The sequence below is a fragment of the Methylorubrum zatmanii genome (assembly GCF_014845115.1).
Lineage (GTDB): Bacteria > Pseudomonadota > Alphaproteobacteria > Rhizobiales > Beijerinckiaceae > Methylobacterium > Methylobacterium zatmanii.
Window position 1 is genome coordinate 22,618 of record NZ_NKUI01000149.1, and the last position, 20,691, is coordinate 43,308.

The following is a 20,691-nucleotide window of genomic DNA, read 5'->3' on the forward strand; positions in this document are numbered from 1 at the left end:
CCCGAAAGGTTGGATCCATGCCCGTCCTCGACCGCATCGCCGATCTCACAGCGGAGATCACCGCCTGGCGGCACGATCTCCACGCCCATCCGGAGCTGCAATACGACGTGCACCGCACCGCCGGCATCGTCGCGGAGAAGCTGCGCGCCTTCGGCTGCGACGAGGTTGCCACCGGCATCGGCCGTACGGGCGTCGTCGGCGTGATTCGCGGCCGGTCGCATGGATCGAACCGGGCCATCGGCTTGCGCGCCGACATGGACGCGCTGCCGATCCAGGAGGTGCGCGACCTTCCCTACCGCTCCTCGGTGCCGGGAAAGATGCATGCCTGCGGCCATGACGGACACACCGCCATGCTGCTCGGCGCCGCGAAATACCTCGCCGAAACCCGCAACTTCGACGGCAGCGCCGTGCTGATCTTCCAGCCGGCGGAGGAGGGCGGTGGCGGCGGTGAGGCCATGGTGCAGGACGGGATGATGGAGCGCTTCGGCGTCGAGGCGGTCTACGGTCTGCACAACATCCCCAACCAGCCCCTCGGCACCTTCGCGATCCGCCCCGGTCCGATCATGGCCTCGACCGATCGCTTCACGATCACGATCGAGGGCAGGGGAGGGCACGCGGCCCTGCCACAGGCGGCCATCGATACGGTGCTGGTCGCCAGCCACATCGTCATCGCCCTGCAATCCATCGTCGCCCGCGCGGTCGATCCGCTCGACTCGGCGGTCGTGTCGGTCTGTGCCGTCGATGCGGGCGAGGCCTTCAACGTGCTGCCGCAGACCGCCGAGCTGCGCGGCACCATGCGGGCGCTGACCCCCGCCGTGCGCGACCTGCTGCGCACGCGCCTGCGCAGCATCACGGAGAACGTCGCTGCGGCTTTCGGCGCCACGGCGGAGATCGATTTCGCCAGCGGCTATCCGGCGACCGAAAACCACCCGGCGGAGACCGATTTCATGGCCGACGTGGCGGCTCAGGTCGTCGGCGCGGAGAAGGTGGAGCGTGATGTCGCGCCGATGATGGCGGCCGAGGATTTCTCCTACATGCTCGCCCACCGGCCCGGCGCCTACATCTTCATGGGCAACGGACCGTCGGCCGGGCTGCATCACCCGGAATACGACTTCAACGACGCGGCGATCCCCTACGGCGCCTCCCTCTGGGCGCGGATCATCGAGACCGGGCTGCCGATCCGGGAGTAGTGGAGAGCACGGTGTCGGGGCATTGCCCCGACAGGCGGTCTCAGGCGGCGTGGACGCGCGACAGGAAGGTGGCGATGGCGGCCTGAAGCGCCGCGCTGCCTTCGCCGACCCGCCCTGCACCGGACCGGACCTCGTCCGAACGCTCTTCGTTCGAGAGCGCTGCCGCGCGCACCCCCACGATGCTTTCCGAGACCGTGCGGGCATCCGCCGCCGCGCCCGCGATGGAGCGGGCGATCTCGTGGCTGGCCTGTCCCTGCTGCTCGGCGGCCGCAGCCACTTCGGAAGCGATCAGGTTGAGTTGGGCGATTGTCCGCTCGATTCCGCCGATGGCGCCGCTCGTGCCGCCCGCGGCCTGCTGGATCGCGGCGACCTGGGCCGCGATCCGGTCGGTCGCCGCCGCCGTCTGGTTGGCCAGCGCCTTCACCTCGCCCGCCACCACCGCGAAGCCCCGGCCGGCCTCCCCGGCCCGGGCCGCCTCGATGGTCGCGTTGAGGGCGAGCAGGTTGGTCTGCTCGGCGACGGTGCGGATCAGCGCCACCACCGTGCCGACCTCCTCGGCTGCCCGAGACAGGCTGGCCACGGTCGATTCGAGGCCTCGGGTATCCGTGAGCGCCGTCTCGGCGATCTGGCTCGCATGCCGAACGCGCTCGCCAATCCCCTGGGCCGAACTCGACAATTCCTCCGCCGCTCCGGCGATGCTGTCCACCACGCCGGCCGACTGGTCGGAGGCCGAGGCGACTTGCCCGGCGCGCAGGGTGGTGTCGCTCGCCGTCTCGCGCAGCCGGTCCGCCGCCGCGCGCATGGCCTCCGCCGATTCCGTGAGTTCGGCGACCGCGCGCCGCGTCTCCTCCTCGAAGATCTGCGTCGCCGACTCCAAGCGCGCCCCGCGCTCCCCATCCGCCGCCAGCCGCTCGCGGGCGGCTTGATCGAGATGACGCTTTTCGATCAGTGCGGCCTGGAAGTGAGCGATGGCCCTGGCCATTTCGCCGACCTCGTCACGCCGGCCGGTGAACGGCACCATGTCGTCCAGGCGCTCTTCGGCCAACGCCTGCATCGTTGCCTTCAACCGGTGCAGAGGACTCTGGATCTGGGTGCGAATCATCCAGAAGGCGGCGAGCAAAGCCAGCACGAGGGCTGTGGCCGGGGCGGCGACGAGGGTGATGAAGGCCATCCGTTGCGCCGAGGCTGCCGCCTCGCGCTGGCCGTCGAGACGGGCCAGCACGTCGCGTCCGAGGGCACCGATCTCCGCCACCATGTGCTCGCGATTCTTCACCGTCGCCTCGTCGCTGGCCTGGATCAGGGCGGCGCGGGGGGAGACGGTCAGGCCGAGTTCGGCCGTCTCGGTCTGGTAGGCCACGAATTCCTTGACCGCGAGGTCGAGCCGCCGCCGCCGGTCGGAGGGGAGATGCCTCTCCATTGCGGTCAGAAACGGACCGCGGGCCGCCTCGACCTCGCCGAGGGCCGTCTGAAGGGCGGCGAGACGCTCCTTCGCTTCCGCCGTATCCGAGGCAGTATAGACCGCCGTCGCCTGGACGACCGCGTGTTCGATGGCCTGGGAGAGGCTGCGCGCCTGCAATCCCGCATCCCAGAACGACTCGGTGACGGCGGCGCGGGCCTGTTCCTCCGCCGCCTGTTGCAGGGCGAAAGCCGAAATGCCGGCTCCGACGAGCCCGAGCAGCCCGACGATCGTCGCCAGCTTGAGTCCAAGAGATACGCGCATAAAGAAGCCCGCCGATCTGGAAGATGACGGGCTTCTAGAATACTTGAGCTTGACTGTAGGTTAAATGGAGCTGGCTATCAAAGCAACGGTCGGGCCCTAAGTTTGCGTCTTTTGCTCATTGCTCAAATTTTAGAGGAATTAGCAGAGCATGGTCTTGAGTTCAGTTCCGCTGCGGTGCTGTTCCGCCGAGGTGAAACACCCGGTGCGGCACCAGCTCGCCACGCGCCACATCGCCGACCGCGACGAGGACGCCGCCGCAGGTGGCGAAGGCCTTGCCCTCCATCGGAGCGTCCTGCCCGCGCAGGATCACCGGCTGCCCGCGCATCAGGCGAAGCCCCATGTCGCGGCTCACTGCCACCGAGGGAATCTCGTCCAGGGCCGTCTCGACCGAGTGGAGGTGCATCTCCGTGCTCTCCTCCAAGGCTGCGACGCTGCAGGCGCTCGCCTCCTCGAAGGGGCCGACGCGGGTGCGCCGCAGGGCGGAAACGTGGCCGTAGCAGCCGAGCATCCGCCCGAGGTCGCGGGCCAGCGCCCGGACATAGGTTCCCTTGCCGCATTCGGCGGCCAGCACCGTGCGGTCACCCTCATGCTCGATCACCGAGAGGTGATCGATGCGCACCGCGCGAGCCACGAGTTCCACCACCTCGCCGTCGCGGGCGAGATCGTAGGCGCGCTCGCCCTGGATCTTGATGGCCGAGAAGCGCGGCGGCACCTGCTCGATCTCGCCGACGAAGGACGGCAGAGCCGCCTCGACCGCCTCGCGGGTCGGACGGACGTCGCTCGTGGCGATCGGGCGCCCCTCGGCGTCGTCGGTATCGGTCTCGATGCCCCAGGTCACCTCGAAACGGTAGGCCTTGCGTCCGTCCATGACGAAGGGAACCGTCTTGGTCGCCTCACCGAGGGCGATCGGCAGGATACCGGAGGCCAACGGATCCAGGGTGCCGGCATGGCCGGCCTTCTTGGCGTTGAACAGGCGCTTCACCACCGCCACGGCCTGGGTCGAGGTCATGCCGACGCCCTTGTCGAGCACCACCCAGCCGCTCACGTCATTCTTCTTCGGGCGATCCTGGCGCGGCCGACCGCGTTGGGGCCGGCGTCCGCCGCGCGGCGGCCCATCCCGGCGGACATCACCGCGCGGCCCCTGCGGCACCTCGACGGCGCGTTCGGAAGAAATCTCGTCCTGCATCCTGTCCTCGATCGACGGGTATTTTTGAGGGACTCGTCCCGTCACAGGCCTATCCAGGCCCGGTTGGCGTGGGGCGGCCCGGCGGGGCCGCCCGAATTGGAGTCAATCGCGCGAGGGCGAATCCGGTTCGGCCTCGTCGTCCTCGCGGGGGGCGTTCTCGAGATCCCGCTGCACCTTGTCGCTGCGGAGCAGGCGGTCGATGCGGGCGGCCTCGTCGAAGGTCTCATCCCGACGAAAGCGCAGCTCGGGAGCATATTTCAGGTTCACCCGCCGGGCCACCTCCTGACGGAGGATCTTTTTATGGCGCTCCAGCGCGGCGATCACCGGCGTTTCGTCCTGGCCGCCGAGCGGCATGACATAGGCGGTGGCGAGCTTGAGGTCCGGCGACATGCGCACCTCCGGCACGGTGACGACGTGGGAGGCAAGCACCGGATCCTGGATGTCGCCGCGCTGGAGCACCTCGGCCAGAGCGTGGCGCACGAGTTCGGCCACGCGCTGCTGGCGCTGCGAGGGGCCGGAGGGGGTCTGCTTCTGGGCCATCGGCTGATCGACACCGCTGAGCCGTCAGGCTCGGTCTTGGAAAAAAGTCTCTGGAAACAAAGGGGGCCGCAGCTTTCGCTGCGGCCCCGCTTCCGTGGAGCGGAGGGAGGAGGCCGCTTAGAGGGTGCGGCGGATCTCCTCGACCCGGAAGCACTCGATGAAGTCGCCGACGCGCATGTCCTGATAGTTCTCGAAGGACATACCGCACTCGTAGCCGGCGGTGACTTCCTTGGCGTCGTCCTTGAGGCGCTTGAGCTGAGACAGCTTGCCCTCGTGGATCACCACGTCGTTGCGGAGCAGGCGGACATGAGCACCGCGCTGGACCACACCCTCCATGACGCGGCAACCGGCGATCTTGCCGACCTTCGACACGTCGAAGATCTGCAGGATCTGCGCTTCGCCCAGGCGCTCCTCGCGGAGCGTCGGCGGCAGCATCCCGGACAGCGTGGCTTTGATGTCGTCCACGAGGTCGTAGATGATGCTGTAGTAGCGGATCTCGGTGCCGTCCCGCTCGGCCGCGTTGCGGGCTTCCTTGTGGGCCCGCACGTTGAAGCCGATCACCACCGCCTTGGAGGCGTTGGCGAGGGTGATGTCCGACTCGGTGATGCCGCCCACGCCCGAGAGCAGGATACGGACGCCGACCTCGTCGTTGCCGAGCGCGGTGAGGGCCCCGTTGATGGCCTCGACCGAGCCCTGCACGTCGCCCTTGATGACGATTGGCAGTTCCTTGCGGCCGGAGCCCTCCTTGGCCTCGCGCATCATGTCGACGAGCGAGCGGTTGGCACCGCCGGTCCGAGCGTTCAGGCGCTCGCGCTTGATCCGGGCCCGGTACTCGGTGACCTCGCGGGCGCGGGCCTCGTTGGGCACCACGATCACGCGGTCGCCGGCATCGGGAGTGCCGTTGAAGCCGAGCACCTCGACCGGGACGGACGGACCGGCATAGGGGATATGCTTGCCGGTATCGTCGATGAGGGCGCGGATGCGGCCCCATTCGGCGCCGGCGACGACGATGTCGCCGGTGAACAGCGTGCCGCGCTGAACCAGAACCGTCGCCACCGGGCCACGGCCACGGTCGAGCTGGGCCTCGATCACGGTCCCTTCGCCGTCGCGCTTCTCGTTGGCGCGCAGGTTCATGATCTCGGCCTGGAGCTGCAGACCTTCCAGCAGCTCCGGCAGACCGTCGCCGGTCTTGGCCGAGACCTCGAATTCGAGGGTCTCACCGCCCATCGACTCGACCTGGATGTCGTGCTGCAGCAGTTCCGTGCGCACCCGCTGCGGGTTCGCGTCGGGCTTGTCGATCTTGTTGATGGCGATGATCATCGGGACGCCCGCCGCCTTGGCGTGCTGAATCGCCTCGATGGTCTGGGGCATCACGCCGTCATCGGCCGCCACCACAATCACGACGATATCCGTCACCTTGGCGCCGCGGGCGCGCATGGAGGTGAAGGCCGCGTGGCCGGGAGTGTCGATGAAGGTGATGAGGTCACCCGAAGGCGCCGCCACCTGATAGGCACCGATATGCTGGGTGATGCCGCCGGCCTCACCCTCGACCACGTTGGCCCTGCGGATCGCATCGAGCAGCGAGGTCTTGCCGTGATCGACGTGACCCATGATCGTGACGACCGGCGGACGCGGCTCGAGATCCTCCTCGAGATCCGGCTCGTCGGAGGTCAGACCCTCCTCGACATCCGACTCGGCGACGCGGCGGACCGTATGGCCCATATCCTCGGCGATGAGCTGGGCGGTGTCCGAGTCGATCACGTCGGTGATCTTGTGGATCTGGCCCTGCTTCATCAGCATGCGGATCACGTCGACCGCGCGTTCGGACATGCGGTTGGCGAGTTCCTGGATGGTGATCGTCTCCGGGATCGTGACTTCGCGGGCGATCTTCTCCTTGGCCTCTTCGTACCGATGGCCGCTCATGCGCTGCTGCCGGCGACGGAAGGCCGCGACAGAACGCGTGCGCTCCTCCTCGCCCGCGGTGGCATTGGCGATGGTGAGACGGCCACGGTTGCGATCGCCCCCCGGCGACTTCGGCGTCTTGGGCGGGGTGATGATCTTGAGCGGCATGCCGGGACGGCGGATCACCCGCTTGGTGTCCGACTCGTCTTCCATCGCCGCACCGGCAGTCCGTCCGGCGGGACGGGCCGCGGTGGCTGCACCCGCAGGACGGGCCGCCGTGGTCGGGCTCGGAGCCTTCTCGGGCTCCGGCGCCGGAGCCGGGCGTGCCATGAAGTTCAGGTCGCGCGGCTTGCGCACATCGGCCGTGATGGTCCGACGCGGCTCGGCGGGCGGCTGCGGTGCGGGCGGACGGGGCGCGACGGGACGGGCTGCGGCAGGCCGAGCGGCGGGCGAACCCGGACGGGCCGGCGCTGCCGCGGGGCGCTGCGGAGCGCCGGCAGCGGCCGGGCGCGGCGGCGCCGGACGGGCAGCCGGAGCGGCGGCGGCCGGCCGGGGTGCCTGCGGCGCAGCCGCCGTGGTCGGAGCCGGAGCGGCGGGCGCTTCGGAGGTTTCCGCAACCGGAGCCTGCGGAGCGGCGCGGGCGGCCTCCTCCTCGGCACGGCGGCGGGAATCCTCGGCGGCCTTGCGGCGCAACTCGTCTTCCTGGCGGCGGCGCTCTTCCTCTTCGCGGCGGCGCGCTTCGGCGGCCTCGCGCTCGCGGCGCTCGGCTTCCTCACGCTCACGGCGAGCCTGGACCTCGGCCTCGGCGCGGGCACGCGCCTCGGCCTCACGACGCTGCGCATCGGCGAGGGCGGCGGCGCGGGCGTCCCGCTCCTGCTCGCTCAGCGTGCGCAGCACGACGCCGGAGGCGCTGCGTCCAGCCGGACGCGTGGCGGCGGACGGCGCGGGGGCCACGGAAGCCGGGCGCGGCGGCGGCGCGGCGGCCGGCTCGCGCGGCGCGACCGTTCCGGGCGCGGCACCGATCGTGCGCCGCTTCACCGTCTCGACCACGACGGACTTCGACCGCCCGTGGGAGAAGCTCTGACGAACCGTTCCCTGCTCGACCGGGCGCTTCAGCGACATCGGCTTCGAAGGGGCTCTGGTCTGCGTCTTGTCACCCGGATTGTTCGTATCGCTCATTCAGTCTGAACCCTGAGGGCTTCCATCGTCCCATCGACCGGCGGCGGACATGCCCGGCCGATAATCAACTCATGTCGTCGTCGTGCGAATCGAAGGCGGCCGCGCCAGCATCGAGCGGGGCGTCCTCCCTGGACGCCGACGCCATACCCTCGAAGGTGCGGAACCGACGCCAACGCGCGAGACAGCCGGTTGTGCCGGCTCCCGCGATGAGGGCAGCGTGTATCACATGATCCCGGCCCAATGCCATGTCCAATTCGGCGTTGGACAGGTCATCGACAACCGGAATACGCGATATGGCATCGCCGTAGCGCCGCCGCAAGGCGGCGCCGAGCTTGCGCCGGCCGTCCGGCATGGCGTCGCTGGCATGAATCAGCGCCCCGACGCCCTCGCTGCCGAGGATCGCCGACTCAACCTTGCCGAAGCCGGTGACGACGCAGCCGGCCTTGTTGGCCAGCGCCAGAGCCTGCCGCAGATCCGTGCGCAGCCCCTCCGCCACCTGATCCGCGAGATCGGGATCGACCTTCACCTCGCCGGTTTTGAAGGCGCGGTTGAAGGCGCGGCGCTTCACCGCCACCTCGATGGAGACGCGGTTCGCGCTCACCCAAGCCCCGCGACCCGGCAGGCGGGCGCGCAGATCGGGCACCACCCGGCCATCGGGCCCCCGCACGAAGCGGATCATTTTCGCGGGTGGCTGCGCCTCACGGGTGACGATGCAGGTGCGCACGGGCTCTCGGCCGCGGCCGGGGCCACGGTCGAGGATCGGACCGGCTTCGGTCTCCTCGTCCTGTGCGATCATATCCTGCACCGTCCCGTTCCGATCCCGGCTCAGGCCTGCTGCGTCTCGCCGGTGGTTTCGCCGGGCGCATGCTCGTCGGATGCGTGCTCTTCGGACACCTCGCCCTCGTGAGCCTCACCCTCGGATGCCTCGCCCTCGACGGACTCGGCTTCCGGCTCCGGCGGCGCCTCGATCCAGCCGGCATGCACGCGGGCCGCCATGATGAGGGCCTCGGCCTCCGCCCGCGACAGCTCGAAGCCATCGAGGAAGCCGGCATGGCGCACGGCCTCGGGGCCACGGCCCTCGGTGTAGCCGACGAGGTCGTCGGTGGCGCAGCCGGCGAGATCCTCAACGCTCTTCACGTCGTTCTCGCCGAGCGCCACCATCATCGCGGTGGTCACGCCGTCGATCTCGCGCAGGTTGTCCTCGACGCCGAGTTCACGGCGGCGGTCGTCCTGCTCTTGCTCGATGCGGGCGAGATAATCCTGGGCACGGGCCTGGATCTCGGCGCCGGTCTCCTCGTCGAGACCCTGGATGCCGGACAGTTCCGCCACATCGACATAGGCGATTTCCTCGACGTTGCGGAAACCCTCCGCCGCGAGCAGCTGACCGACGGTCTCGTCGACGTCCAGCGCTTCCATGAAGGCCTGGGTACGCTCGCCGAATTCCTTTTGGCGACGCTCCGATTCCTCGGCTTCGGTGAGGATGTCGATGTCCCAGCCGGTGAGCTGGGAAGCGAGGCGCACGTTCTGGCCGCGGCGGCCGATGGCCAGGGAGAGCTGGTCGTCGGGCACCACGACCTCGATGCGGTCGGCCTCCTCGTCGAGCACCACCTTCACCACCTCGGCCGGCTGCAGCGCATTGACGATGAAGGTCGCCTGATCCTGAGACCACGGGATGATGTCGATCTTCTCACCCTGAAGCTCGCCGACCACCGCCTGAACGCGGGAGCCGCGCATGCCGACGCAGGCGCCGACCGGATCGATCGAGGAATCGCGCGAGATCACGGCGATCTTGGCGCGGGAGCCGGGATCGCGGGCAACCGCCTTCACCTCGACGATGCCGTCGTAGATCTCCGGCACTTCCTGGCCGAACAGCTTGGCCATGAATTGCGGGTGGGAGCGCGAGAGGAAGATCTGCGGGCCGCGCACTTCGGAGCGCACGTCGAACAGGTAGGAGCGGATGCGGTCGCCGGGGCGGAAGGTCTCGCGCGGAATCATCTCGTCGCGCCGGACGATGCCCTCGCCGCGGCCGAGATCGACGATGACGTTGCCGTACTCGACCCGCTTGACCACGCCGTTGAGGATCTCGCCGATGCGATCCTTGTACTCGTCGTACTGGCGGGCGCGCTCGGCGTCGCGCACCTTCTGCACGATGACCTGCTTGGCCGATTGCGCGGCGACGCGGCCGAAATCGAAGGGCGGCAGGGTGTCGGAGATCACGTCGCCGACGAGAGCGCCCGGATTGTAGCGGCGGGCCTGGTCCAGGGTGATCTCGCGGGCGTCGTTCTCGACCTGATCCACCACGAGCAGGTGGCGCGACAGGCGCAGGGCCCCGCTCTTCGGATCGATCTCGGCATGCACATCGGTTTCGGCGCCGTAGCGGGAGCGGGCGGCCTTGGCGATCGCCTCCTCCATCGCCTCGATGACGATCTGGCGGTCGATCACTTTCTCGCGGGCCACCGCGTCGGCGATCTGCAGGAGTTCGAGCCGGTTGGCGCTGACGACGGCCATGGGGTCTGGTCCTTCTTCTCGGTCGTGTCTTCCGCTGCGGGAGCGGGAAATCCTGTCTCGGGGCCTTGTCCTCACCGGCGAGCCGGTGGCCGGAGATGCACGGCGCCGAGGGTTAGTGCAGGGTGTCTCGGTTCTTGAGCCGGGCGGCCTTGGTGACGATCGGCCCGCCGGGCTTGGCCTTGTTGACCTTCGCCTTCACCGGCTTGTCCGCCTTGGGCTTCGGCCGCTTCGGCTGCGGGATGAAGCGGACCTGCGGCGCCTCGTCCTGTGCCTCATCCGCTTCTTCCTCGTCCGCCGCGTCACCGTCTTGCGGCGGGGCGGAGCCGCGGCGCAGGGATTCGCGGATCAGGTCTTCGGTGAGGACGAGATGCGCCTCGCCGAGATCGCGCAGCGGCAGGTCGATGCGGCTCGGCAGGCCGGGCTTCACGTCCGGCAGATCGATCGGCACGGTGGTGCCGTCGGCGCTCGGAACGCCGAGGATGCCGCGGAAGCGCTTGCGTCCGTCGAGCGGCACGGCCAGCTCCACCTTCGCCTCGTACCCGGCCCAGCGCTCGAAATCGGAGACGCGCACCAGGGGCCGGTCGATGCCGGGCGAGGAGATCTCGAGGTAATAGGCGCCGCCGACCGGATCCTCCAAGTCGAGGATCGGCGAGATCGCGCGGCTGACCGTCTCGCACTCATCGACACCCATGGTGCCGTCCGGCCGCTCCGCCATGATCTGGACGGTGCAGCCGTTGGTGTTCGAGATCTTGACCCGCACCAGACGGAAGCCGAGGCCCTCGATCGGTCCCTCGACGATCTGGGCAACCCGTGCGGCGACGCCGGTTTCGCCGACAAGACGCTTCTCGGTAGGCTCCGCCATACTGTCGTGTTCCGAAAGACTCTCGAGGACTGCTGGTTTGGCAGAACCGATGCAGGCCGGCTTGCGGAAATAAAAAAGAGCGGACCCCGGGGGGCCCACTCCCGCAAGCAGCCTTTCGACTGCACCAGAAATGATGTCTCGTGACTTAAACCCGGCGCGCGGCGAATTCAAGCGCTTCGAGGCACGATCCCTCGCCGTCCGCGCCGCAATCCGGCCATCTCCGCCGGCACACTCGGCTTGGACCGCCAGCCGACGGGGAGGGGACAGTGCCGGCAGCCATGATCGGACCGGACCCGGATCTGCTGCATCCGATGCCGGGGCACACGCGCGTCACCTTCATCCGGAATCTCGATCTGCCGGAGAATGTCGAGGTCGGCGCCTACACCCATTATGACGACCCGGCCGGGCCTCAGGCCTTTCTCGACGCGATTCTCTATCACTTCCCCTTCATCGGCGACCGGCTGGTGATCGGGAAGTTCTGCGCCATCGCATCGGGAACGCGTTTCCTGATGAATGGCGGCAATCACCGCCTCGACGGCCTCTCGACCTATCCGTTCCCGATCTTCGGGGGCGACTGGATCGGGCGCTACGCGGGAGAATTGAACTTCCCGAATCGGGGAGACACCGTCATCGGCCATGACGTGTGGCTCGGCACTCGCAGCACGATTCTGCCAGGCGTGACGGTCGGCGACGGGGCCGTGGTGGCGGCGCAGAGCGTGGTGAGCAGCGATGTGCCGCCCTATGCGGTGGTCGCGGGGAACCCGGCCCGCGTGGTGCGCCGCCGCTTCTCGGAAGACGACGCGGCCCGGCTGCAACGCATCGCCTGGTGGGATTGGCCGGTGGAGCGAATCACCGCTCACCTCCCCCTGATCGGCGGCGGCGACATCGCTGCGCTCGAAGCGGCTTCGAATTGACCGTAGGGGATGACGGGCGGTGAAAGCCGCACCGGTCCCGCCTCCGAGGCGAGGAGGGCGGTGATCCAAGCGAGAAACGCTCCGACATACAGCGCTTCACGGAGGGAAGGGCGAGGCGAGCAGCGGTTGGGGCGTCGTGACACGCGAAGAAGATCCGGCGGGGTCCGGCCGCCGTTCTGCCCTGCGATTGTTTCTTGATTGTGTGGGAGATAATCCCACGTTCGGTTTCGCGTTCACGCGACGTGTTCGAGCGGAAACGGGGTCGGTTGCCAAATCCGTTCGACGGGGGTGCCCATGACGTTCTCCCTCTCCCATTGATGGAGAAGCGCGGCCAGGGCCGCGCGGTCGTTATCCATCAGCGGTTCGCGCAAGGAGCGATAACGGAGAGTTTTCGTTCGCCAGAAATCTTCTGTCGGTAGGTCACCACTGGTGATCTCAGCCTCCAGCTGCTGCCACCAGCATCGTGCCAGCGAAAGATTGCCGAATGCAATATCGTAGATGAGTTGTTCGTAGAAGTCCTTCCCCCATGGGTGCTTCATCCGAGCCTCGGTAAACAAACGACAGGCATCGAGAGTGTTGAGGCTTCGAAAAAGCGGCATCATCTCCTCGATTTGCGACACGAAGTCAGCTGGCATCTCCGGATCGTCCCAATCCCAGCTTCTACGGCCCGCTTCCCGTGCCTGCTGTGATCGCCCCATGAGCACACAACAAAAGCCAGGGTTAGCGGTTGGTCTGGAGGTTGGGAGAAAAAGAGGGGTGAGGAACCATCTTGGGCTGAAATACGAAGCCATCGAGGCCCGTTCCAGCCAAATCTCAATGCCGACATGGGTGAGCGGCGTCATCCATAACGTATGGCTCGTGGCAAGTGTCAGATCTTCGTGGCGTTCGAGAAGGGGGCGAACGAGCTTTCGGATCTGTCGGGCGGTCGTCATAGGCGGGGCTTCACCTGAATCACGATAAGTCGCAACGTTCCAGGAAAATACGCCTTCGCCATGACTGCAAGCCTCGCGGCACGCATGGAGTCTAGCTGCGCATTGCCGGTTTTATAGTCGTAGATACAAGTTGTCCCACGACTGCTTCTTTCTAGTAGGTCGAGTCTCACCGAACCTGCAGATCCGTATAAGGTTTCGCTTGAACTGCGATCAAGAGAGATTTCAGCCTTGAAGTCGGGATCGTTAAGGCTTTTTACCTCCTTCGCGATTTCAAAATGAACTTTATTGCCAAAGTCCTGTGGTGATGTATAGAGGCCTGTGGCATGGACACGCCGCGCCACTCGGTTGGTCATCTCTTCGACTTGGGCATTGCGCCTGCAGGCTTCGTCGAGCTTGTCTTGCGAGATGGGGCCGACCCATATTACGGGTTTATTGCCTCCTTCCGGGTTCGGCATGAAATCATGAGCCGAAAGGCCAAGTACAGTCCTGCTATAGAGGCTGTTCCGACTTGACAGGACGGCGAACAGCGAAAGAGCGAGTTCGACCGTCGCGACGCCCAAAGGTACTGCCGGAGCGAATGCCGGCTGAGCAAAGGCCTCCGGCTCAGCCCCGTTGGCCGTAAAGGTGCTTCGCCCGAGGACGGCTCCTGTCGCGCCGTCGCGGATCGTTTGGGTCAGGCCCGAGGTTTCGAAGATCCGGCTTTGGCCGTCCGGCGCGGTGACGATGTCTTGCCTGTCGTAGTCCCGCTGCCCTGACCGGATGCGCAGCGTCAGAACCCGCGTTCCGTCATCCAGAAGGGTTTGGCTCCGGCTGGTGACGTCGCCTTCGGTGCCGCGAGAGCTGTCAGCATCGCCGGAGCCCGCGCCACCCGCTGGAATCCATCGGCCGCCGTTCGGCTGGCCTGCGGGCGCGCGAGGTTGATCGGGCGAAAACTTGTGTCGCAAGGCTCGCTCGAGGCGGAGTATCCTCACGTCGAGGGCAGCACCGGCGAGCAAGCCTCGTATGGCCGCGATCTCCGAACGGAGGGTCGTTCCTTGCCTCATGCCGCATTCCTCCCATCGACTCGACAGGAAAATATGCATATTAGGAATGACCGCAGATTACAAGATTTAATTCCTATTTTGGCTGTGCCATCCCTCATCGATCGGCTTTCGCGGATGCGGGCCTCCAGCCCAAACAAAAACGCCGCCCCCGAGGGGGGGCGGCGCTGTGATCGGTGGCGGGAGCGAAACGCTTATGCGGCCTGACGCGCCTTGGTGAGGAGCTTGCGGTTCACCAGCACCTCGGCGATCTGCACCGCGTTCAGGGCCGCACCCTTGCGCAGGTTGTCCGAGACGCACCAGAAGTTCAGGCCGTTCTCGATGGTGGCATCCTCGCGGATGCGGGAGATGTAGGTGGCGTCCTCGCCCGCCGCCTCGTGCGGGGTCATGTAGCCGCCGTTCTCGCGCTTATCGATCACCAGCACGCCCGGTGCTGAGCGCAGGATCTCGGTCGCCTGCTCCGGCGAGAGCGGGCGCTCGAACTCCACGTTCACGGCCTCGGCATGGCCGATGAAGACCGGCACGCGCACTGCCGTCGCCGTGAGCTTGATCTTGGGATCGAGCATCTTCTTGGTCTCGGCGACCATCTTCCACTCTTCCTTCGTGTAACCGTCTTCCATGAACACATCGATGTGCGGGATGACGTTGAAGGCGATCCGCTTGGTGAACTTCTTCTGCACGACCTCGCCCGCCGTGAACACGGCGCGGGTCTGGCTGAACAGCTCGTCCATGGCGTCCTTGCCGGCGCCGGAAACGGATTGATAGGTCGAGACCACGACACGCTTGATCGTCGCCGCCTCGTGCAGCGGCTTCAGCGCCACCACGAGCTGAGCGGTCGAGCAGTTCGGGTTGGCGATGATGTTGCGCTTGGTGAAGCCCACCACCGCGTCGGCATTCACCTCCGGCACGATCAGCGGCACGTCGGCGTCGTAGCGGAAGGCGGACGAGTTATCGATCACCACGCAGCCCTGCTGGCCGATGCGCGGGCTCCACTCCTTGGAGGCATCGCCGCCCGCCGACATCAGGCAGATGTCGGTGTCGGAGAAGTCGTAGGTGTCGAGCGCTTTGACCTTGAGAATCTTGTCGCCGAAGGAGACTTCCTGGCCCAGGCTGCGGCTGGAGGCCAGCGCGACGACCTCGTCGGCCGGGAAGGCGCGCTCGGCCAGAATGTCGAGCATCTCACGGCCCACATTGCCCGTGGCTCCGACGACGGCGACCTTGTAACCCATCTCATCAAACTCCGCTGCGCGGGCGGGATGTCACCGACCCGCCTCCTCCCACGGCCGGCGGGCGCACCGCTTCGGACCGTTCGACTGGGAAGATTCCATAGGCGGAAGAACCCGCCCTGATCGATCGTTCAGGTGGGCCCTTCGCGCGACGGGAGCAAGGCGCCCGGTGGGCGCGGCTGTCAAGAGGAGAGGCGAGTTCGGGACGGTCGCGATGTGACAGGCGGCCCGATCCGAAAGAGCGGGACGGAACCGCTGATTCACCATCGGCCGAGAATCCCGAGGATAGCGGCGGCCTCCGCAACCGTGCGGTGGGGGAGGCTGGGGCAGAGCTGGAGCATGGCGAGGGCCGTTCGGGCCCCGCGGACCCGGCAGAGGATTGCGCATGCTCCCCCACCCGGACGACGCCTTCGACCGACATGAGGACGGAGGCGACCTCCACGCCCTGTCCTGTCCTCACCCGCGCCGCAGGCTTCGGCTTGCGGGCAAGCTCATCGCCTGCGCCGCGCTGATCGCCGGCCTGTCCCTGGTCGCTCGTGACCGGGCCGGGGCGCCCGAGCCGTCCCGCGCCTGGAGCGAGCCGCCGCGCGCCGAAGAGGGCGCGCGCCGGGCGGTCGCGGCGACCGAGCCGCTCCTGACCCTGCGCGAGGATGCGGCCGCGCTTCCGCCGCGCTCAGAGCTGACTCGCTGGAATGCGAGCCTCGGCCAGCGCGAGGACAGCGTGGTGCAGGGCAGCTTCGATACGATCGAGGCGCCCTACCTCCTGATCACCGCCACCGATGCCGGCGGACAGGGCGAGGCAAGCCCGAGCCTGTTCGTCACCCTGGTGCGCCGGGCGGCGGACGGGCGAGGATTGTCCGTCCCCCGCACCGGCGAGCGCGGCGTGGTGAAGACCCGGCTCGGCGGGTTCGAGACCGTCGAGATCACCTTGTCCGGCGCGGGCAAGCGCAGCTGCACCGGCTTTCGTAGCCTCGAGCTGAAGAGCGTGGCCGTCGACGGCTGGCTCTGCGGCATCCTCGGGCAGGCGCCGGAGCCGGAGGCCCTCGCCTGCGCCCTCGACAGAATCGCACTCGCCGGTCGCGTCTCGGCGACCCTCGGCGCCGACGTTCTCGCCGGGCCAAGCGCGTGCCGGACCGAGGATCTGGCGGGGGCGGGAGTGGGCGACCGGACCGGGTCCATCGCCGTCGCCGACGCCGCACCGAGCACACCGAGAGACAATGCGGCAAAATCGCGGCGAAAATAGCGAAACGTGGCCATATTACGGGAACAACGGCCACGCCGGAACGTCTACTCTGCAACAAGCGGGATTCTTAACGAAGGGCCCGTACCGTCGCCTCACACACCATAAGGTCCACCATGCGCTGCACCAAGCTCGCCCTTCTGGGCGCCATGACCCTCACCGCGATCGGCTTCGGTACCAGTGCGGAGGCGCAGGGCCCCTACGGCAATCCGGGCTATGTCCGCGTGAGCCAGCCGCTGCCGATCCGCATCCGTCCGCGTTCGTGGCTGGATGCCGGCAACGTGGTCGAGCAAGGCAACGGTTCCGTCTCGAACCCGGCCACCAATCCGGCCTTCATCGCCGCCTCGACCCAGCTCAACCCGCCTTACGGCCGCAACGACCGTTACGGCACCGGCGTGCTGCCCGACCCGATCACCAACGGCCCGTTCATCGGCGCCCGTTCCACGGCGATCCGCAACGTCGATCTCTCGGCCTTCGACGCGATCGACCCGACCTCCTACGTGGCGCGCTACGGCAACCCGTACCGGTAAGATTTCCTGTTTCAGAGCGGCGGAAAGGAGCGGGCCCTTCGGGGCCCGTTCTCGTTTGCGGGCCGCCCCGTTTCAGGTCTTCAGCACCGGCTCGGTCACGTCGCCCGCTCCGCGCTCGGCGAGGTAGTGGGGCTGGAACAGGCACATGCGCACGGCGTCGCGGTAGCGGCCGTTGACGAAGAACTCGTCCTTGAGGATGCCCTCGGAGCGGAAGCCGCAGCTCTCGTAGATGCCGGCCGCCCGCTTGTTGTCCTTATCCACGTGCAGATACAGCTTGTGGATGTTCAGCACCTTGAAGGCGTAGTCGATGGCGATGCGAGTTGCGCGCTTGGCGTAGCCCTTCCCCTGATGGTCGGGATGGATCGCGATCTGGAACTCGCAACGGCGGTGGAGGTGGTTGATCTCCACCAACTCGACCATGCCCGCCGGCTCACCGCGCTCCGTGGCGATGATGAAGCGGCGCTCGGTCTGGTTATGGATGTTGCGCTCATAGAGCTGGGCCAATTCGGCGAAGGACTCGTAGGCCTCCTCGAACCAGTAGCGCATGATGCTGTCGTTGTTGTTGAGCTGGTGCACGAAGAGCAGGTCTTCGCGCTCCAGCGGTCTGAGTTTGATCGTCATGTCCATGCTCGGCCGGGGGCGGGTGCCTCCCGACATGCCCGCTGCCCGGTGGCGTCTAAAGACGGCATCCGTGGCCCGGCATTCCGTGAGGCACCGCGAACAGGGTGTCGCCCCAGGCCTACTCCCACACGCCTCACGACGAAATGATGAAAGCCGGCTCTCAACCGGCCCGGAGCAAGGCCTCCTCGGCGGCCAGGGATGCCGCGGCGGCCTCGTCGACCGCGTCGAGCGGGCCGGCGATCCGCAGGGCCCGGGTCGGCTCGCCGGCCCGCATCACCAGTACGACGGTCTCCACGTCCGGGCAGCCGGGATCCGGGCAGGCGATCTCGTTGACCGAAAGCGCGTCGCCCTCGCCCAGGCCAAGCGCCGGGCGGATCAGATCCTTGGCGCGGGCCGCCGCCCGCGCCAGCCCGGCCGAGCGGGCGCGCCAATCCTTCAGGCTGACAAAACCCATCGTCACAACCCGAACGGTCAGGCCGCCGCCCGGCGCCAGGCCGGGAACGGATCTATCAGGTGGCGATAGGCTTCCGGGTCGAAGCGCCTTGCCTCGGCCTCGCCGAGCAGGCAGGCATCCAGCGCGGCGGTGATCGCTTCCTTGTCCATGCCGCGGCCGATGAAGACGAGTTCCTGGCGCCGGTCACCCCAGACTTCGCTCCAGACGCTGTGGAGGCGCTCGCGAAACATGTCCTCCTCCGGCCAGCGCTTGCGCGGCACCGCCGCCCACCAGAATCCCATGGCGCCGATATGCGCCACCGCCCCGGCGAGGGAGAATTCGCCGACCCAGTCCGGCCGGGTCGCGAGCCAGAAATGCCCCTTGGCTCGGATCAGCCCCGGCCAGGTGGTGTTGACGAAGGCCTGGAACTTCTGCGGGTCGAAGGGCCGCCGCGTCCGGTAGACGAAGGAGCCGATGCCGTATTCCTCGGTCTCGGGCACGTGCTCATGGGCGCCGTAGAGTTCCTTGAACCAGAGCGGATGTTCCTGTGCCTTCTCCTCGTCGAACAGCCCTGTATCGAGGATCGCTTCAGGCGGCACCTGCCCGTGCGAGGCCTCGACGATCCGCGCATCGGCGTTGAGGCCCCGCACGACCGAGCGCACGAGGTCGAGCTGCTCGGGCGGGACGTCGCGCGCCTTGTTGATCACCACGACATCGGCGAACTCGATCTGCTCGACCAGCAGATCGACCAGGGTGCGGGTGTCCTCGGAGCCGGCCGTCTCGCCGCGCTGGCTCAGGAAGTCGTTCGAGCCGTAATCCTTCAACAGATTCACCGCATCGACGACCGTCACCATCGTGTCGAGCCGCGCCACGTCGCTGAGCGCCCGGTCGTCCTCGTCACGGAACGAGAAGGTGCTCGCCACCGGCAGCGGCTCGGCGATCCCAGTGCCCTCGATCAGCAGGTAGTCGAAGCGGCCCTCGGCGGCGAGGCGGCGGACCTCGGCGAGCAGATCGTCGCGCAGGGTGCAGCAGATGCAGCCATTGGTCATCTCCACCAGCTTCTCGTCCGTGCGCGAGAGGTTGGCGCCTCCGTCGCGGACGAGGTCGGCGTCGATGTTCACCTCGCTCATGTCGTTGACGATCACCGCGACGCGCCGGCCCTCGCGGTTGTTGAGGATATGGTTGAGCAGCGTCGTCTTGCCGGCGCCGAGAAAGCCGGACAGCACGGTGACGGGAAGGCGGTGATCGGTCTGAGACATCGGCAATCCTGCGAATTGTTATTTTATAACGTTGCATCTTGTGTCCGACGTCAACCCGGTTGGGCGGAAAAGATGGTCGACTCGTAGACCGACTCGCGAGAAAAGGCCGGGAAGCGTCGCCGCGCCGAAACGAAGGGCGGGTGTCACGCGTCACGATAGAGGAACCGGACGGTCGACGAGCCGCGCGGTCGGCCAGCGGAGGAGGTTGAGGTGCGACCCTGGCGCGAGGGACCGGGCGACCGGCGGGGCTACCACCACGGCAACCTCAAGGAGGCGCTGATCGAAGCCGCGCGCCGCTTCATCGCCGAACGCGGCATCGGCGGTTTCACCCTGGTCGATGCGGCTCGGCTCGTCGGAGTGACGCCGGCGGCGCTCTATCGTCATTTCCGCGGGCGTGAGGCGCTGTTGGAAGAGGTGGCGGGCCGCGGCTTCGCCGATCTCGCCGACCGGCTCGCCCGCGCGCTTACCGGGCGCGGCACCCCTCTGGAGCGCTTCACCCGCATGGGCGAGGCCTATCTCGCCTTCGCCGAGGAGGAGCCGGGCTATTACGCTGCGATCTTCGAGGTGCGCGGGCAGGCGGCCCCGGCCCCGGCGCCGGACCGGCCGAATCCGTTCGATCTTCTGCTTGAGGCGCTGCGCGCGACCTTCCCTGACGGTTTCGACGGTGTCGACCCGCGCTTCCTGGCGCTGGAGGTCTGGGCGCTGTCGCACGGCATCGCCACCCTCTCGGCCGCCGGACAGCTGCCGAAGCCCGGACCGGACAAGTACGAATTGCTGCGGGCGGGCGTTCTGGCCCTGGTTCATGGTGCCGGAGGCCGTGCGAAGGACAAGCTGTAAGGGGCAGCCCTTGAAACGGCCGAGGCGCACCCGCATGTGAATGTTGTTCACATTCACACCCCGGAGCCTTCAGCCGTGAACACGTCCTCCACCTCTCCCTGGTCCTGCGGCGCGTCTCACCGCAGCGGCCCTTTCCCCAAGCGATCCCTGGAGATCGGCGCGATCGTCGTCGGCTTCATCTACTGGTGGCCGATCGCCGTGGCCTATGTCGCCTGGAAGATCGCGGGCTATCCCGCGCTCAGCCAGATGAAGGAGTTCGCCAATAGCGGCAGCTTCAGCTTCGCCGGCGGCAGCGGGCCGTCGCGCTTCGCCCGTGCCTTCGAGGCGGCGAAGGGCTCCACGGGTGCCGGTGCCACGTCCGGCAACTGGGCGTTTGAGGAGTATCGGCGCGCCGAGCTCGAGCGCCTGGAGGCCCGCCGCCGCGCCCTTCAGGAGGAGAGCCGCGCCTTCGCCGAGTTCGTCGAGGAGCTGAAGCGGGCCAAGGACCGCGAGCAATTCGACGCCTTCATGGCCAAGCGTCGCTCGGAGGGCGGGGGGCCGACCCTCAACGCCTGATCGCAAGGCCTGAAACG

General features: G+C 67.6%; 19 protein-coding genes. 6 read left to right on the forward strand and 13 right to left on the reverse strand.

The features are described 5' to 3' along the window. Window positions 1-17: 17 nt before the first annotated feature. Window positions 18-1,190: a M20 aminoacylase family protein gene (locus MZTS_RS17795; RefSeq protein ID WP_192284844.1), complete on the forward strand. Its 1,173-nt coding sequence runs from the start codon at window positions 18-20 to the stop codon at window positions 1,188-1,190. A gap of 40 nt (window positions 1,191-1,230) precedes the next feature. On the opposite strand, the gene MZTS_RS17800 is transcribed toward MZTS_RS17795, so the two are convergent. The 7 genes from MZTS_RS17800 to rimP all read right to left on the reverse strand — a co-directional run bounded on the left by MZTS_RS17800 (window position 1,231) and on the right by rimP (window position 11,087). After that, window positions 1,231-2,910 (reverse strand): methyl-accepting chemotaxis protein, encoded by a 1,680-nt coding sequence (locus MZTS_RS17800; protein ID WP_192284845.1) that lies wholly within the window; start codon window positions 2,908-2,910, stop codon window positions 1,231-1,233. Between the two features lie 160 nt (window positions 2,911-3,070). Continuing rightward, the gene (truB, locus tag MZTS_RS17805; RefSeq protein WP_009865947.1) at window positions 3,071-4,096 is read right to left on the reverse strand and encodes a tRNA pseudouridine(55) synthase TruB; all 1,026 of its coding nucleotides are present in this window, start codon (window positions 4,094-4,096) and stop codon (window positions 3,071-3,073) included. 102 nt (window positions 4,097-4,198) lie between these two features. Continuing rightward, complete coding sequence (rbfA, locus tag MZTS_RS17810) at window positions 4,199-4,636, reverse strand: 30S ribosome-binding factor RbfA (RefSeq protein ID WP_192284846.1); 438 nt, start codon at window positions 4,634-4,636, stop codon at window positions 4,199-4,201. Window positions 4,637-4,753: 117 nt separating this feature from the next. Continuing rightward, on the reverse strand, window positions 4,754-7,717 hold the full coding sequence (gene infB, locus MZTS_RS17815) for a translation initiation factor IF-2 (RefSeq protein WP_192284847.1): 2,964 nt from the start codon (window positions 7,715-7,717) through the stop codon (window positions 4,754-4,756). Between the two features lie 64 nt (window positions 7,718-7,781). Next, complete coding sequence (locus tag MZTS_RS17820; RefSeq protein ID WP_192284869.1) at window positions 7,782-8,513, reverse strand: RNA-binding protein; 732 nt, start codon at window positions 8,511-8,513, stop codon at window positions 7,782-7,784. Window positions 8,514-8,542: 29 nt separating this feature from the next. Continuing rightward, window positions 8,543-10,225, reverse strand: coding sequence for a transcription termination factor NusA (gene nusA / locus MZTS_RS17825; RefSeq protein WP_192284848.1), 1,683 nt, complete (start codon window positions 10,223-10,225; stop codon window positions 8,543-8,545). 112 nt (window positions 10,226-10,337) lie between these two features. Continuing rightward, window positions 10,338-11,087, reverse strand: a complete 750-nt coding sequence (gene rimP, locus MZTS_RS17830) for a ribosome maturation factor RimP (RefSeq protein WP_192284849.1) — start codon at window positions 11,085-11,087, stop codon at window positions 10,338-10,340. Between the two features lie 278 nt (window positions 11,088-11,365). On the opposite strand from rimP, the gene MZTS_RS17835 reads away from it, so the two are divergent. Further along, on the forward strand, window positions 11,366-12,001 hold the full coding sequence (locus tag MZTS_RS17835; RefSeq protein WP_192284850.1) for a CatB-related O-acetyltransferase: 636 nt from the start codon (window positions 11,366-11,368) through the stop codon (window positions 11,999-12,001). 233 nt (window positions 12,002-12,234) lie between these two features. On the opposite strand, the gene MZTS_RS17840 is transcribed toward MZTS_RS17835, so the two are convergent. From MZTS_RS17840 to MZTS_RS17850, 3 genes are all read right to left on the reverse strand, one after another. Next, entirely contained in the window at window positions 12,235-12,843 is a 609-nt protein-coding gene (locus MZTS_RS17840) for a hypothetical protein (RefSeq protein WP_192284851.1), read from the reverse strand. Between the two features lie 86 nt (window positions 12,844-12,929). Then, entirely contained in the window at window positions 12,930-13,976 is a 1,047-nt protein-coding gene (locus MZTS_RS17845) for a hypothetical protein (protein WP_192284852.1), read from the reverse strand. 191 nt (window positions 13,977-14,167) lie between these two features. After that, a complete protein-coding gene (locus MZTS_RS17850) occupies window positions 14,168-15,202 on the reverse strand; it encodes an aspartate-semialdehyde dehydrogenase (protein WP_192284853.1) in 1,035 nt (344 codons plus the stop codon). A 382-nt stretch (window positions 15,203-15,584) separates the two neighbouring features. Here MZTS_RS17850 and MZTS_RS17855 point away from each other — a divergent pair, with 382 nt between their 5' ends. Together MZTS_RS17855 and MZTS_RS17860 are read left to right on the forward strand one after the other, a co-directional pair. Next, window positions 15,585-16,442 (forward strand): hypothetical protein, encoded by an 858-nt coding sequence (locus MZTS_RS17855; protein ID WP_192284854.1) that lies wholly within the window; start codon window positions 15,585-15,587, stop codon window positions 16,440-16,442. Between the two features lie 113 nt (window positions 16,443-16,555). Further along, a complete protein-coding gene (locus tag MZTS_RS17860) occupies window positions 16,556-16,969 on the forward strand; it encodes a hypothetical protein (protein ID WP_192284855.1) in 414 nt (137 codons plus the stop codon). A 72-nt stretch (window positions 16,970-17,041) separates the two neighbouring features. Here the strand turns inward: MZTS_RS17860 and speG are convergent, their stop codons facing one another. The 3 genes from speG to zigA all read right to left on the reverse strand — a co-directional run bounded on the left by speG (window position 17,042) and on the right by zigA (window position 19,282). Further along, a complete protein-coding gene (gene speG / locus MZTS_RS17865; RefSeq protein ID WP_192284856.1) occupies window positions 17,042-17,590 on the reverse strand; it encodes a spermidine N1-acetyltransferase in 549 nt (182 codons plus the stop codon). 160 nt (window positions 17,591-17,750) lie between these two features. Next, complete coding sequence (locus tag MZTS_RS17870) at window positions 17,751-18,044, reverse strand: hypothetical protein (protein WP_192284857.1); 294 nt, start codon at window positions 18,042-18,044, stop codon at window positions 17,751-17,753. A 17-nt stretch (window positions 18,045-18,061) separates the two neighbouring features. Continuing rightward, window positions 18,062-19,282, reverse strand: a complete 1,221-nt coding sequence (zigA, locus tag MZTS_RS17875; RefSeq protein WP_192284858.1) for a zinc metallochaperone GTPase ZigA — start codon at window positions 19,280-19,282, stop codon at window positions 18,062-18,064. A gap of 210 nt (window positions 19,283-19,492) precedes the next feature. Here zigA and MZTS_RS17880 point away from each other — a divergent pair, with 210 nt between their 5' ends. Then, window positions 19,493-20,119 carry a WHG domain-containing protein gene (locus MZTS_RS17880; protein ID WP_192284859.1) on the forward strand — a complete coding sequence of 209 codons (627 nt, stop codon included), beginning with the start codon at window positions 19,493-19,495 and terminating at the stop codon, window positions 20,117-20,119. A 75-nt stretch (window positions 20,120-20,194) separates the two neighbouring features. Beyond that, on the forward strand, window positions 20,195-20,674 hold the full coding sequence (locus MZTS_RS17885) for a DUF2852 domain-containing protein (RefSeq protein ID WP_192284860.1): 480 nt from the start codon (window positions 20,195-20,197) through the stop codon (window positions 20,672-20,674). The last annotated feature ends 17 nt before the right edge of the window (window positions 20,675-20,691 follow it).